Genomic DNA, 13,490 nt, shown 5'->3' on the forward strand with positions numbered 1-13,490 from the left:
TTCGCCTGGCCAGAAGACGTTCCGCCCCCCGCGCATCTTCGCAGGACGGCTCCTGCCCTCTATATCCCTGTCATGACCCGCACCCTTGCCCTTGCGCTCGTGCTTGCCGCCAGCGCCGCCCTTGCCCAGGATGCGCCCCCTGCCGCGACAGCCGCTTCCGACGCCCCTCCCGTCGATGCGGCCGAAGAGGCGGCCGCGCCGGACCCTGTCGCCCGCTGGAGCGCGGACCGTACGGTGCTGCTCGACGCGGCCGCGGTCACGCTGGCCGATTTCGAATATCTCGCCCGGCCCCTTGTCATCTTCGCCGACAGCCCGCGCCAGCCGCAGTTCATCGAACAGATGCGGCTGATCGAGGACGATCTGCCGACGCTCGGCCTGCGGGATGTGGCGATCATCGTGGACAGCGACCCCGATGCCCGCAGCGAGCCGCGGCAGGCGCTGCGCCCCCGCGGCTTTGCGCTGGTGCTTCTGGACAAGGACGGGCGCGTGCTCCTGCGACGCCCCGCCCCTATCACAGTGCGCGAGATCGCCCGCACGATCGATCGCAGCCCCCTGCGGCAGGAAGAGATCCGCTACCGCAGCTCCGACAGGTGACGGCCGTCGGAGGCCTCAGGCAAAGTCGAGAATCACCTGATCGACGGCCAGCGTCTCTCCTTCGCGGACGCGGATCCGGGCGATGCGGCCGCGGCGCTCGGAGCGCAGGGTGTTCTCCATCTTCATCGCCTCGACGGTGACAAGGGGCTGGCCTTCCTCCACCTCCTCGCCTTCCCTGACCAGAAGTCGGGTCAGAAGGCCGGGCATGGGGCAGAGAAGCGAGCCGGAGCGGTCAGGCGGCGCCTTGACCGGCATCAGCGCGGCCAGCTCGGCCTCGCGCGGGGTGCGGACATGGACACGCAGATCCGCGCCGCGCCGCCGCAGCCGGAAGCCGCCCGTCGCCCTGTCCACCTTGAGGATGAGAGGCATGCCCCCGACCCGCAGCCTTGCGAGGCTGCGTCCCGGGAGCCAGTCCCCCTCGACCCGGAGCGTCCCGCCATCCGCAAAGGCGATATCCGTCCCCTCCCGGTCGGCCGAGAGCGACAGGGCCAGGCGGCGTCCGGCCAGCTCCACGACCCAGTCGGAGCCGACGCGCCGCTCATGGTGGGAGATGCGCCCGGAAATGCGCGCCCGCCGGATCTCGGCCACGCGCCACATCGCGGCGGCGGCGGCGGCGATGCGGCGGATCTCCGTCTCGGGCAGGTCCACGCCGCGGAATCCGTCGGGGAACTCCTCGGCAATGAAGGCGGTGCTCATCCGCCCCTCGCGAAAGCGCGGATGCTGCATGACCGCCGAGAGGAAGGGCAGGTTGTGCCCGATTCCCTCCAGCTCGAAGGCATCGAGGGCATCGGCCATGGCCTCGATCGCGCCCTCGCGCGTGGGGGCCCAGCTGCAGAGCTTGGCGATCATCGGATCGTAGAAGCGGCTGATCTCTCCGCCTTCGAAGACGCCGGTATCGTTGCGCAGCACCGCCTCGCCGACGCGCCCCTCGGCAGGCGGACGATAGCGGGTGAGCCGCCCGGTGGAGGGCAGGAAGCGCCGGTAGGGATCCTCGGCATAGAGGCGGCTCTCGATGGCCCATCCGTTCAGGGGGATATCCTCCTGACGGAGCTGCAGGGGTTCTCCCGCGGCGATGCGGATCATCTGCTCGACCAGGTCGATGCCGGTGATCATCTCGGTCACCGGATGTTCGACCTGAAGGCGGGTGTTCATCTCCAGGAAATAGAAGTTGCGCGCGCCGTCCACGATGAATTCGACGGTGCCGGCGCTCTCATAGCCCACGGCGCGGGCCAGGGCGCAGGCCTGTTCGCCCATTGCCCTCCGGGTTGCGGGATCCAGGAAGGGAGAGGGGGCCTCCTCGATGACCTTCTGGTTCCGGCGCTGGATCGAGCATTCGCGCTCGTGAAGCGCCAGGCAGGTGCCGTGGCGATCGGCGAGGATCTGGATCTCGATGTGGCGGGGCTGCTCGATGAACTTCTCGATGAAGATGCGGTCATCGCCGAAGCTGGCGGCGGCCTCGTTGCGGCTGGCCTGAAAGCCTTCGCGGGCCTCGGCATCCGATCGGGCGATGCGCATCCCCTTGCCGCCGCCGCCGGCGCTGGCCTTGATCATGACCGGATAGCCGATCCCGCGCGCGATGCGGACGGCCTCCTCGGCATCGGCGATCAGCCCCATATGGCCGGGAACGGTGGAAACGCCGGCGGCAGCGGCGATGCGCTTGGAGGCGATCTTGTCGCCCATCGCCTCGATGGCGCTGGCGGGGGGGCCGATGAAGGCCACCCCCTCTGCCGCCAGGGCCGCTGCAAAGGCGGGATTCTCGGACAGAAAGCCATAGCCGGGATGGACAGCCTGCGCGTGCGAGGCCCGGACCGCTTCCAGGATGCGGTCGATGGAGAGATAGCTCGCGGTTGCGGGGGCCGGGCCGATGCAATGGGCCTCGTCTGCCATCCGGACATGAAGGGCGCGCGAATCCGCCTCGGAGAAGACGGCGACGGTCCGGATGCCGAGCCGGCGCGCCGTCCTGATGATGCGGCAGGCGATCTCTCCGCGATTGGCGATCAGGATCGTCTCGAACATGGTCTCCTGCGATGAAAAGGGCCGCCGGGGCGCTGTGCCCCGACGGCCCGGATGCGGATACGGGATGGCCCGTGGGCCGTGATGTCAGTAGCAGCCGGCCGCGTTCGGGTTGGTGATGCAGGGGCCGACGCCGCCGATGGCCCCGCCGACCAGCGCCCCGGTGAGCACGCTGTTGTCGGTGAGGTCGGCCGCCGCCGCCCCGACCAGGGCGCCGGTCGCGGCCCGTTCGGCCGGGGTTGCGCCGCAGGCGGCCAGGGTGCCGGCCACGGCGAGGACGCCGAAGGCACGAAGGATGTTGGACATGTCAGATCTCCGAAAGTTTCCGCCCCAGATGAGGGAAGGGATGCCATTCCCCATCGTGGGGCGCAAGGCGGCGTTTGCCGGGCCGGCCGGAAAACTGCCGATTCCCCGAAGGCCGACCACAGGGGCGCCCCATTCCTGTGGACGGATCGCCCCCCGGAGGCCGGGTGACCCAAGGCCCCTGCCCCACGGGCTTTGCCGTCGGGGCGGCGCGTTGCGGGTCGATCCTGCCATGCTCCACTCCGGAAGACCATGACGGGATGACACGGCCCTCGCTCATGCGCGATGTCCTGCCCGGTCCGTGCGGATCCTGGCCGGGCCGCGGTCATTCGTCGAACAGGTCCGGAAAGGACTGCCGCGCCTTCTCCACATCGATGCGCAGCAGCGCCTCATAGCTGGCAGGATCGAAGGGATCCTCGGCCGGCACGACCTCCCGCCCGAAGAGCCAGGACAGCCGCCCCGCGTCCAGATTGCCGCGCTCGAAGGGCTCTTCGCCGAAATGCTCCCACAGGGCGGCCATGAAGGCGCGGTCGGCAGCCCTGTCGATCGCCTTGCGGTCGCGATAGCGTTCGCGGGCGACAAGGGGTGTCGCCCCCTTCTTGTTGGCGTGGCGGATGGTGAACTGGAAATCCGTCCCCGGCAGGCGCCCGGGAAAGCCGCGATGCTTGCGCATCAGAAGGCCTGGGGCACGCAGGCCCCCTCCGCGATGCGGAACCCTTCGATGAACTGGACGGCTTCGGGATCCATCCGGCCGAAGGGAATCTCGCGGTCCGACAGGGCGATGACGACCTCGGTCGGGGTCCAGCCATGGGCCGCCAGCGCCGGCAGGGCCAGCCGCTCGCACAGCCAGGCGAAATCGCCGGCGACATCCTCCCAGCCGGCCCCTTCGCCGCCCAGCCCCTCCACCATCAGGCGGAACCGCGCGAGCCCGCCGGCCCCTCCCGGCCCGGCTGTCGTCGCGGTCCCCGCGCCTTGGTCGAGCGGCTCATCGCCCAGCAGCTCTTCCGCGGCTTCGGGACCCGCTTCGGGATCGGTGAAGGCATCCGGCGCCAGGATGCCGGGCGAACCGGCCTCGAGCACGACATCGAACAGCCGTGCCGCATGGCCCGAGGGCAGGAGCAGCTCCTCTGCGGCCGCCACCACCCCGATCCCCGCCAGCAGGGCGGCGGCCACCAGCCTGTCAAAGCGGAATGTTGTCATGTTTCTTCCAGGGGTTCTGAAGCTGCTTGCCCCGCAGCATCGCCAGCGCGCGGGCCACCCGGGGGCGCGTGGATCGCGGGCGGATCACCTCGTCGATGAAGCCGCGCTCGGCCGCGACGAAGGGATTGGCAAAGCGGGCCTCGTAGTCGCGCGTGCGGGCGGCGATGGCCTCGGGATCTCCCTTCTCGGCCCGGTAGAGGATCTCCACCGCGCCCTTGGCCCCCATGACGGCGATCTCGGCGGTCGGCCAGGCATAGTTGACATCGCCCCGCAGATGCTTGGACGCCATCACGTCATAGGCGCCGCCATAGGCCTTGCGGGTGATGACGGTCACCTTGGGCACCGTCGCCTCGCCATAGGCAAAGAGAAGCTTTGCCCCGTGCTTGATGATGCCCCCATGTTCCTGCGCCGTCCCCGGCAGGAAGCCCGGCACATCCACCAGCGTCACGATGGGAATGGAAAAGGCATCGCAGAAGCGGACAAAGCGGGCTGCCTTGCGGCTGGCGTCGATGTCGAGACAGCCGGCCAGCACCATCGGCTGATTGGCGACGACACCGACCGTCGATCCCTCGATCCGCACGAATCCCGTGAGGATGTTCCGGGCGAACTCGGCCTGGATCTCGAAGAAGTCGCCCTCGTCGGCGATCTTCAGGATCAGCTCGCGCATGTCGTAAGGGGTGTTGGGATTGTCGGGCACGAGGGTATCGAGGCTCGGCTCCACCCGTGCCGGATCGTCGAAGAAGGGCCGCACGGGCACGGGGGCCCGGTTGTTCGGCGGCAGGAAGTCGATCAGCCGCCGCGCCTCCGCCAGGGCCTCGACATCGTTCTCATAGGCCGCATCCGCGACCGAGGACCGCCGTGTATGGGTCAGCGCGCCGCCCAGCTCCTCGGCGGTGACGACCTCGTTGGTGACGGTGCGGACGACCTCCGGCCCGGTGACGAACATGTAGGAGGTGTCCTTCACCATCAGGATGAAGTCGGTGATGGCCGGGGAATAGACCGCCCCACCGGCGCAGGGCCCCATCACCAGGCTGATCTGCGGGATGACCCCGGAGGCCAGGATGTTGCGCTGGAAGACCTCCGCATAGCCGGCCAGCGAGGCTACCCCCTCCTGGATGCGGGCGCCGCCCGAATCGTTGATGCCCACGACCGGCGCCCCCTGCCGCATGGCCATATCCATGATCTTGCAGATCTTCTGGGCATGGGTCTCGGACAGGGATCCGCCGAAGACGGTGAAGTCCTGCGAAAAGACATAGACCAGCCGGCCATTCACCGTCCCCCAGCCGGTGACGACGCCATCGCCGGCCGGACGCTCCCTGTCCATGCCGAAATCGCTGGCCCGATGGGTGACGAACATGTCGAACTCCTCGAAGGAGCCTTCGTCGAGCAGCAGCTCGATCCGCTCGCGCGCGGTCAGCTTGCCGCGCGCATGCTGGGCCGCGATCCGCTCCGGTCCCCCTCCTGCCCGCGCCGCCGCGCGGCGCCGCTCCAGCTCTGCCAGGATGTCCAAGCCGGTGTCCCCCTGTCCTGTGCTGTCACGAATACCCGGGACAGGCGTCTTGCCAAGCGTCTTCTGCAAGGCGGCTGTTGCACTGGCCGGACGGACACGGCAGGAACGGGTGTCCCCGTGATGGTGTCCCATGCCTGTCCCTGTCCTGACCATCGGCCTTCTCATCGCCTCCAACCTGTTCATGACGCTCGCCTGGTATGGCCATCTGAAATACAAGGCAGCCCCCATCCTGGCGGTGATCCTCGTCTCCTGGATGATCGCCCTGCCCGAATACGTCCTTCAGGTGCCGGCCAACCGCTGGGGGCATGGATATTTCACGGCTGCCGAACTCAAGACGATCCAGGAGGTGATTTCGCTCAGCGTCTTTGCGCTGTTCTCCTGGCTCTATCTGGGGGAATCGCTGGGCTGGAACCATCTGCTGGGGTTCGCCTTCATCGCGCTGGGGGCGCTGCTCGTCTTCCGGCCCTGGGGGTGACATGAGCGCCGCACCCTTTCCCGCCGTCCGCTTCCTCGACCGCCGGACGCCGCCCCATATCGTCACGCTGATTCTCGTCTCGGCGGTGGCGGCGCTCAACATGTCGATCTTCCTGCCCTCGCTCGGGCACATGGCGCAGCATTTCGGCGCCTCCTATGCGGTGATGCAGCTGGCGGTGTCGGGCTATCTGGCCGTGACGGCGGTGCTGCAGATCCTGGTCGGGGCGGTGGCCGACAGCCTCGGACGGCGGCCCGTGATGCTGGGGGCGCTGGCCCTGTTCGTGCTGGCCACGCTCGGAATCCTCTTCGCGCCCGATGTCTGGACCTTCCTCGCCTTGCGCATGGCGCAGGGTGTGGCGATCACCGGCATCGTTCTGTCCCGCGCCGTCGTCCGCGACACGGCGGGCGAGGCCGAAAGCGCCTCGCGCATCGGCTATATCACGATGGGCATGGCGGTGGTCCCGATGCTGGGGCCGATGATCGGGGGGGTCCTCGATCAGACCTTCGGCTGGCAGTCGTCCTTTGCCCTTCTGGCTCTGGCCGGGGCGGGCGTGTTGCTGCTCGTGGCCCATGACCAGGGAGAGACCGTCCGCGTCCGCGGAGAGGGGCTGGCGGCGCAGATTCGGCAATGGCCGCTGCTGATCGGCTCGCGCCGCTTCTGGGGCGTATTCGCTCTGCGCGGCCTTCGGATCGGGGGCATTCTTCGCCCTGCTGGGCGGGGCGGCCTTCGTCTCGGGCCGGGTGTTCGGCCTGTCCCCCTTCTGGACGGGGGTGGCCCTCGGCGCGCCCTCGGTCGGATACATCCTCGGCAATTACCTGTCCGGCCGCTTCTCGATGCGCCACGGCACGCTGCGCATGGCGGCGGCGGGGGCACTGGTGGCCATGCTGGGTCTGGGGGCAGGCCTGGCCGTGACCCTCGCAGCCGGATCGGATCCCCGGATCTTCTTCGGCGCCTGCATCCTGCTCGGCCTCGGCAACGGGATGACCCTGCCCAATGCGCTGGCCGGGGCGGTGTCGGTGCAGCCGGATCTGGCCGGAACAGCCTCGGGTCTGTCCGGAGCGATCATGACCGCCGGCGGCGCGGCCCTCTCGGTGCTGGGCGGGGTGGTCCTCGGCCCGGGAACAGGGGCCTGGCCATTGCAGGCCCTGATGACCGCCGCGGCCGGACTGTCGCTGCTGGCCCTCCTCCTCGTGCGCGCGCCGCGATAGGGGCTCGGCGGGTCAGGACGGGCCGACCCGCGTGACCGCCTCGGCGCATCCGGAAGCCCCTTGACAGCGCCCTTCGGCCGCTGTTGTCTCCGCGCCGATGGTGTCCGGCCCCGGTGACGGGGTCGGCTGAAAAGGGAACACGGTGAGGAAGAGCCGAAGGGCGCCGAATCCGTGACTGCCCCCGCAACTGTGAGCGGCGAGCCATCCTGCAACGGCCACTGGGGCATTGCGCTCCGGGAAGGCGCAGGACGGCCAGGACCCGCAAGTCAGGAGACCTGCCATCGCATCTTCAACCGCACCGGGCGGGGTGTCCCGGGGGGGAGGACGGAATGACGGACCGGCTCTTGCCGCCCATGCCCTGTGCCTTGCCATCGGCCCCGCCTGCCGGACGGAGGCCGGCGAGCCATGCGCGATCTGCAGAGCATCACCCCTGTCCCCGGCCATTCCCGCCCCGACGGGGCACGGGACGGGTCACGGGGGATTGCCGGCTCTGACGCCGCGACCCCGCATCTGGAACTGCGGGCTGCGGGCTGGGGGCCGCGCTTGGGGCCGCCGGTCCTGCGCGATGTCTCGCTGGCCCTGCCGCGCGGGGCCGTGCTGGGCGTGGTGGGGCCGAACGGGGCGGGCAAGTCCACGCTTCTGCGCCTGATCTACCGCTACCTCCGTCCGCGCTGGGGATCGGTGCATCTGGACGGCCGCGACCTCTGGGCCATGGACGGGCGCGAGGCCGCCCGCCACATCGCCGCCGTGCTGCAGGAGCAGCCCACCGACTTTGCCCTGACCGTGCGCGAGATCGTGGACCTCGGCCGCGCGCCGCACCGCCGGAGCCTGTCGCGCGACGGCGCCCGCGATGCCCGCGTGGTGGAGCAGGCCATCGAGAGGCTCAGCCTCGGTGCGCTGGCCGACCGGCCGTTCGGAACCCTGTCGGGGGGCGAACGCCAGCGTGCCATGGTCGCGCGGGCCCTGGCACAGGAACCGGCGCTTCTGGTGCTGGACGAACCCACCAACCATCTCGACATCCGCCACCAGCTCGAGCTTCTCGCCCTGATCCGCGACCTGCGGCTGACCATCGTCATCAGCCTGCATGACCTGAACCTCGCGGCACAGCTCTGCGACCGCATCCTGCTGCTTCAGGACGGGGCCGTACGCGCCCAAGGGGCGACGGCGCTGGCGCTCGACCCCGCAACACTCGGCCCGGTCTTCGGCGTGACCGTCCGCGCCGAGACCCTCGCCCCCTCGGGGCGGGGCCATCTGACCTTCCACCTCACCGCCACGGAACATCTGTCGTGAAACACCTGCTGACCGCCCTTCTGGCCGCGGCGCCCCTGCCGGCGCTGGCCTTCCCTGTCACCGTGCAGAGCTGCAACCGCGAGGTGACCTTCGACGCCCCCCCGCAGGCGGCCGTCTCGAACGATGTCAACCTGACCGAGATGATGCTGGCCCTCGGCCTGAGCGATCACATGATCGGCTATACCGGCATCTCGGGCTGGAGGACCCTGGACGAGACCCTCCGCGAAGGGGTCGCCGAGCTGCCGGAACTCTCGCCCCGCTACCCCTCGCGCGAGGTTCTGATCGGCGCAGGCGCGGATTTCTACTTCGCCGGCTGGAACTACGGCCTGCGCGTCGGGGGCGAGGTCACGCCCGAAACGCTCGAACCCTACGGGATCAAAGTCTACGAGCTGACCGAAAGCTGCATCCACATCATGGACAAGCCCAAGATCAGCATGGAGGACATGTACAACGACCTCCTGAACCTCGGCCGCATCTTCGGCGTCGAGGATCGGGCGACGGCGCTGGTCGAAGGCTACCGGGCCGAGCTGGCCGCCTATCTCGAGACCCTTCCGCCCCTGGACAACCCGCCGCGCGTCTTCGTCTACGATTCGGGCGAGGATGCCCCCTTCACCGCCGGCCGCTATGCCATGCCCACCGCGATCATCGAGGCCGCGGGCGGGGTCAACATCATGGACGATCTGGAGAAAAGCTGGGCCGAGATCGGCTGGGAGACGGTGATCGAACGCAACCCCGAGGTCATCATCATCGTCAACTACGGCGATGTGACGGCCGATCAGAAGATCGCCTTCCTCGAAGGCAACCCGGCCTTTGCCAACATCCCGGCCGTGATGAACGATCGCTATGTCGTGCTCGAATATGTCGAGGCGACGCCGGGCCCGCGCAACATCGCCGCCATCCGCAAGGTGGCCGAAGCACTCCGGGCCGAGTGATGACAGGGCGGACCGGCAGGATCGCGGCCCGACGTCCCGCCATGCAGGGGCGGCTTGCAGCCCTCATGATGGCGGGCACCGTCGTGCTGCTCCTGTCCTTCTCGCTCGCGGTCAGCGTGGGGGCGGTGTTCATCCCGCTGCGCACGGTCTGGGGGGTGCTCGCCAATGCCGTCTGGCCGGGCGCCGTGCCGGTGGACTGGCTCCCCGGCCATGCCGCCATCGTCTGGGACCTGCGCCTGCCACGCGCGGTGCTGGCGATGCTGGTCGGCGCGGGGCTGGCCATCACCGGGGCGGCGCTGCAGGCCGTCACGCGCAACCCGCTGGCCGATCCGCATCTGCTCGGGATCTCTTCCGGCGCAGCCTTCGGGGCGATCCTCGCGCTCCTGCACACGGGGCTGTTCCTCGGCCTTGCAACGGTGCCGCTTCTGGCCTTTGCCGGGGCCATGGCAACGACACTGATCGTCCTCGGCGCCGCGCAGAGGACACGCGCCACCTCGGCCGACCGGATGGTCCTGGCCGGGGTGGCCGTGTCATTCATCGTCATGGCCCTGGCGAACCTGCTGATCTTCCTCGGCGATCCCCGTGCAACCCATACGGTCGTGTTCTGGATGCTGGGGGGCCTCGGCCTCGCGCAATGGGCGCATCTCATCTGGCCCCTGACGGTGCTGGTCCCGCTGGGTCTCTGGCTCTGGCTGCGGGCGGGCGACCTGAACGCGATGACCGTGGGCGACGAGACCGCGGCCAGCCTCGGAATTCCCGTCACACGCTTCCGGCTGCAGGTCTTTGTCGCGGGCGCGATGATCACGGGGACGATGGTCGCCTTCTCGGGCATCATCGGCTTCGTCGGCCTGATGGTGCCGCATATCGCGCGCCTGATCCTGGGGGGCGACCATGCCCGCGTTCTGCCGGCCGGCGCCCTGATCGGGGCGCTGCTGCTGCTGTGGGCCGATATCGCCGCCCGCACCCTGATGGCGCCCGAGGACATGCCCATCGGCATCGTCACCGGCCTGGTGGGCGGGCTGTTCTTCGTCCGCCTGCTGGGACGGAAGGCCGCCTGAGGCCCTGCCCCGGATCCGCCATGGTCTGTCCCAGTTGGCGGCTGTGGCGTTAACCGGATCTTAAGCTTTCTGTGGCAGTCTGATTCGCAGGCACCGGACGGCCCGCCCCGGCAGGGGGAGCCCGGGCTGAAGGGTGCCTGCGGGCTCCGCAGGGGCATGCCGCATTCTGCGGCATCCTTGCGCGCGTCCGCCCCTTCCGCTCTTTGGCCGGACGCGCCGTGGCTGTGCGCGCCCGCCGGGCCACTCCCCCGGGGTTGCTGTCGCGGCACCGAAGGAGCCATAGGGCCATCTCCCCCCGCCCCGCGCAGCGCCCCTGCCGCACCACCGCTGCGAAACCCCGCAGAAACGGCCGGGCTGTCTTGTCGCGTCCTGCGGCGGGGCCGGCTGTCGGCGGGCCTGCCCGCGATGAAGGTCTCAAGGACAAGGAACATCACGGGCCAGGGACAGGGTCCCCTGCCCCATCAGGCCAGCCGGCTCACCACGACCGTCACTTCGGGCTTCTTGCCGATCTCGTTCTGGGCGGTCTGGCGGACGATGCGGATCATCTCTTTCTCGAGCCGCTCATCGTCACGGATCGTGCGGGCATCGGCGCGCTCGACAAAGCGGGACAGCTCGCTTTCCAACAGATCACGCAGACTGTCCTGCGAGCGGCCCCGCTCCGGCAGGCCCATGAGATCGCACCAGGGTTCGCCCAGCGGCTGTTCCTCTTCATCGAGGATGAGGGTCACCGTGACATGCCCGTTGCGGGCCATGCGCAGCCTGTCGCGCACCACGCCGTCCATGGCGCCGATCATCGCGGTCCCGTCCAGATAGACCCGCCCGGTCTCCACCTGTTCGACCAGGCGCGGGGCATCGCCCGACAGGTCCACCATCATGCCGTTGGTGGCGAGGACGGCAGCAAAGCCGCCCGCCTCGGCCAGCTTGACATGTTCGCGCAGATGGCGGTGTTCGCCATGCATGGGGATGATCCAGCGCGGGGCGATGAGGCGGTGAAAGGTTTCCAGATCGGGCCGGTTCGCATGGCCGGAGACATGATAGCGCCCGCCTTCGTCATCGATCACGTCCACACCCTTTTCCGAGAGCTGGTTCATGATGCGGATGACGCTGCGTTCGTTGCCGGGAATCGTGCGGGAGGAGAACAGGAAGGTATCGCCCTCCCTGAGGGTCAGCCCCATGTAGCCCTGCGCGGCCAGTTGTGCAGTGGCGGCCCGCGGTTCTCCCTGTGATCCGGTGGCCAGGATCAGGAGGTTCTCCCGCGGGATGTCGGCGGCGTCCTCGGGGGCGACGGTTGGGGGGAAATCGGTCAGCAGACCGGTGTCCTGTGCGACATCCACCATGCGCTTCATGGCCCGGCCGAGCAGGCAGACCGACCGTCCCGCCTCGCGGGCGGCATCGGCCAGTGTCTTGAGACGCGCGACATTAGAGGCAAAGGTGGTGGCGACGACCAGACCGGTGGCCTCGCGCATCAACTGCCCCAGCGGTTCGCGCAGGGAGGATTCGCTGCGCCCCGGATGGCCGACGAAGACATTGGTGGAATCACAGGTGAGGGCGAGGACTCCCTCCCTGCCGATCGCTTCCCAGACGGCGCTGTCGAAAGCCTCGCCGACGACGGGGTGGCGGTCGATCTTGAAATCGGCCGAATGGACGATCCGTCCGCCCGGCGTATCGATGACAAGGCCCGCGCTTTCGGGGATCGAATGGCTGATCGGAACGAAACCGACCCTGAAGGGCCCGATCGTCACGGTTCCGGGCCAGGTCGGCGCGACATGCAGGGCCTCATCGGGGACGATCTCCCGTTCCTCGAGCTTGAGCCGCGCAATCGCGGCGGTGAAGGGTCGGGCATGGATGGGGGCCCGCAGACGAGGCCAGACATGGGCCAAGGCGCCGATATGGTCCTCATGGGCATGGGTGACGACAATCCCCATGATGCGCTCGCGCCGCTCCTCGAGCCAGGCGATATCCGGCAGGATCAGGTCGATGCCGGGTGTCGTCTCCATGTTGCCAAAGGTCACCCCGAGATCGACGACAAGCAGCTGTTCCTGCCCGGGGCGACCCCAGCCGAAGACATAGGCATTCATGCCGATCTCGCCGGCGCCGCCGAGGGGAAGGTAGATGAGGCGCTCGCCTGTCATGCGGTCTCCTTGTTGAAGCGGTGGATCACGGTCAGGCCGTGCATGGTGAGATCGTCTTCCACGCGGTCGAAGAGGACATCGGCCGTGTCGAACAGCGGCGCGAGGCCGCCGGTTCCGATGATCCGCATGGGACGGTTGCGTTCGGCGCGGATGCGCTGGCAGATTTCCTTGACCAGGCCGACATAACCCCAGAACACGCCGGACTGGATGCAGGCCACGGTATTGGTCCCGACAATCTTCTGGGGCTTGCTCACATCCACATGCGGCAGCGCCGCGGCGGCCATGTGCAGCGCCTCGAGGCTGAGATTGACGCCCGGTGCGATGACGCCGCCGACATAGGCGCCATCCTGATCCACCACATCGAAGGTGGTCGCGGTGCCGAAATCGACGACGATCAGGTCGCCACCATGCCGGTCATAGGCACCGGCTGCGTTGACGAGTCGATCAGGGCCGACAATCGTTCCCTCATCCACGCGCGGAGCCTGCGGAAGCCGGCAGCCCGGCTTTCCGACGACAAGCGGGCGGCAGCCGAAATACCTGTCGGCAAGGACGCGCAGGTTGAAGACGACCCGGGGCACCGTGGAGGACACGATGACCTCGGTGATGGCCGCCTCAATGCCTGCCAGACGCATGATCGAGGTCAGCCAGACGAAATATTCGTCCGCCGTGCGCCGCCAGTCGGTCGCGATCCGCCATGTCCCGGCAAAGCGCATCCCGTCCCAAAGGGCAAAGACGGTGTTGGTATTGCCGCAGTCGATGCAGAGGAGCATGAAGA

At 68.8% G+C, this 13,490-nt stretch carries 13 protein-coding genes, 1 pseudogene and 1 riboswitch; of the genes and pseudogenes, 7 read left to right on the plus strand and 7 right to left on the minus strand.

The window, feature by feature from the left end:
- Positions 1-72 precede the first annotated feature (72 nt).
- Positions 73-594 (plus strand): DUF4174 domain-containing protein, encoded by a 522-nt coding sequence (locus RUTHE_RS06410; protein WP_021097522.1) that lies wholly within the window; start codon positions 73-75, stop codon positions 592-594.
- 15 nt (positions 595-609) lie between these two features.
- Here the strand turns inward: RUTHE_RS06410 and RUTHE_RS06415 are convergent, their stop codons facing one another.
- The 5 genes from RUTHE_RS06415 to RUTHE_RS06435 all read right to left on the minus strand — a co-directional run bounded on the left by RUTHE_RS06415 (position 610) and on the right by RUTHE_RS06435 (position 5,620).
- The gene (locus tag RUTHE_RS06415; RefSeq protein WP_021097523.1) at positions 610-2,610 is read right to left on the minus strand and encodes an acetyl-CoA carboxylase biotin carboxylase subunit; all 2,001 of its coding nucleotides are present in this window, start codon (positions 2,608-2,610) and stop codon (positions 610-612) included.
- An 84-nt stretch (positions 2,611-2,694) separates the two neighbouring features.
- Positions 2,695-2,913 carry a hypothetical protein gene (locus tag RUTHE_RS06420; protein WP_021097524.1) on the minus strand — a complete coding sequence of 73 codons (219 nt, stop codon included), beginning with the start codon at positions 2,911-2,913 and terminating at the stop codon, positions 2,695-2,697.
- 322 nt (positions 2,914-3,235) lie between these two features.
- A complete protein-coding gene (locus tag RUTHE_RS06425) occupies positions 3,236-3,583 on the minus strand; it encodes a hypothetical protein (protein WP_021097525.1) in 348 nt (115 codons plus the stop codon).
- Entirely contained in the window at positions 3,583-4,110 is a 528-nt protein-coding gene (locus tag RUTHE_RS15390) for a DUF6497 family protein (RefSeq protein ID WP_021097526.1), read from the minus strand. The genes RUTHE_RS06425 and RUTHE_RS15390 overlap by 1 nt, the downstream gene beginning before the upstream one ends.
- Entirely contained in the window at positions 4,091-5,620 is a 1,530-nt protein-coding gene (locus RUTHE_RS06435) for an acyl-CoA carboxylase subunit beta (protein WP_021097527.1), read from the minus strand. Before RUTHE_RS06435 ends, RUTHE_RS15390 begins: the two co-directional genes overlap by 20 nt.
- 130 nt (positions 5,621-5,750) lie before the next feature.
- On the opposite strand from RUTHE_RS06435, the gene RUTHE_RS06440 reads away from it, so the two are divergent.
- From RUTHE_RS06440 to RUTHE_RS06460, 6 genes and pseudogenes are all read left to right on the plus strand, one after another.
- Positions 5,751-6,095 (plus strand): DMT family protein, encoded by a 345-nt coding sequence (locus RUTHE_RS06440; protein ID WP_021097528.1) that lies wholly within the window; start codon positions 5,751-5,753, stop codon positions 6,093-6,095.
- Between the two features lie 100 nt (positions 6,096-6,195).
- Positions 6,196-6,708: pseudogene (locus tag RUTHE_RS18225) on the plus strand (MFS transporter); the annotation flags it as partial.
- Between the two features lie 97 nt (positions 6,709-6,805).
- Positions 6,806-7,303: an MFS transporter gene (locus tag RUTHE_RS18230; protein WP_342662219.1), complete on the plus strand. Its 498-nt coding sequence runs from the start codon at positions 6,806-6,808 to the stop codon at positions 7,301-7,303.
- Positions 7,304-7,384: 81 nt separating this feature from the next.
- Positions 7,385-7,600: riboswitch (cobalamin riboswitch) on the plus strand.
- Positions 7,601-7,708: 108 nt separating this feature from the next.
- Complete coding sequence (locus RUTHE_RS06450; protein ID WP_021097530.1) at positions 7,709-8,593, plus strand: ABC transporter ATP-binding protein; 885 nt, start codon at positions 7,709-7,711, stop codon at positions 8,591-8,593.
- The gene (locus RUTHE_RS06455; protein ID WP_021097531.1) at positions 8,590-9,525 is read left to right on the plus strand and encodes an ABC transporter substrate-binding protein; all 936 of its coding nucleotides are present in this window, start codon (positions 8,590-8,592) and stop codon (positions 9,523-9,525) included. The genes RUTHE_RS06450 and RUTHE_RS06455 overlap by 4 nt, the downstream gene beginning before the upstream one ends.
- A 41-nt stretch (positions 9,526-9,566) precedes the next feature.
- The gene (locus RUTHE_RS06460) at positions 9,567-10,583 is read left to right on the plus strand and encodes a FecCD family ABC transporter permease (protein WP_051150385.1); all 1,017 of its coding nucleotides are present in this window, start codon (positions 9,567-9,569) and stop codon (positions 10,581-10,583) included.
- Positions 10,584-11,044: 461 nt separating this feature from the next.
- Here the strand turns inward: RUTHE_RS06460 and RUTHE_RS06465 are convergent, their stop codons facing one another.
- On the minus strand, positions 11,045-12,715 hold the full coding sequence (locus RUTHE_RS06465; protein WP_021097533.1) for a ribonuclease J: 1,671 nt from the start codon (positions 12,713-12,715) through the stop codon (positions 11,045-11,047).
- A complete protein-coding gene (locus tag RUTHE_RS06470) occupies positions 12,712-13,485 on the minus strand; it encodes a type III pantothenate kinase (protein ID WP_021097534.1) in 774 nt (257 codons plus the stop codon). The genes RUTHE_RS06465 and RUTHE_RS06470 overlap by 4 nt, the downstream gene beginning before the upstream one ends.
- Between the last annotated feature and the right edge of the window lie 5 nt (positions 13,486-13,490).

Origin of the sequence: Rubellimicrobium thermophilum DSM 16684, assembly GCF_000442315.1 — a bacterium.
Lineage (GTDB): Bacteria > Pseudomonadota > Alphaproteobacteria > Rhodobacterales > Rhodobacteraceae > Rubellimicrobium > Rubellimicrobium thermophilum.

Coding starts and splice junctions, on each gene's coding strand:
- RUTHE_RS06410 (WP_021097522.1), top strand. CDS start 73: ATGACCCGCACCCTTGCCCTTGCGCTCGTGCTTGCCGCCAGCGCCGCC.
- RUTHE_RS06415 (WP_021097523.1), bottom strand. CDS start 2,610: ATGTTCGAGACGATCCTGATCGCCAATCGCGGAGAGATCGCCTGCCGC.
- RUTHE_RS06420 (WP_021097524.1), bottom strand. CDS start 2,913: ATGTCCAACATCCTTCGTGCCTTCGGCGTCCTCGCCGTGGCCGGCACC.
- RUTHE_RS06425 (WP_021097525.1), bottom strand. CDS start 3,583: ATGCGCAAGCATCGCGGCTTTCCCGGGCGCCTGCCGGGGACGGATTTC.
- RUTHE_RS15390 (WP_021097526.1), bottom strand. CDS start 4,110: ATGACAACATTCCGCTTTGACAGGCTGGTGGCCGCCGCCCTGCTGGCG.
- RUTHE_RS06440 (WP_021097528.1), top strand. CDS start 5,751: ATGCCTGTCCCTGTCCTGACCATCGGCCTTCTCATCGCCTCCAACCTG.
- RUTHE_RS06450 (WP_021097530.1), top strand. CDS start 7,709: ATGCGCGATCTGCAGAGCATCACCCCTGTCCCCGGCCATTCCCGCCCC.
- RUTHE_RS06460 (WP_051150385.1), top strand. CDS start 9,567: ATGCAGGGGCGGCTTGCAGCCCTCATGATGGCGGGCACCGTCGTGCTG.
- RUTHE_RS06465 (WP_021097533.1), bottom strand. CDS start 12,715: ATGACAGGCGAGCGCCTCATCTACCTTCCCCTCGGCGGCGCCGGCGAG.
- RUTHE_RS06470 (WP_021097534.1), bottom strand. CDS start 13,485: ATGCTCCTCTGCATCGACTGCGGCAATACCAACACCGTCTTTGCCCTT.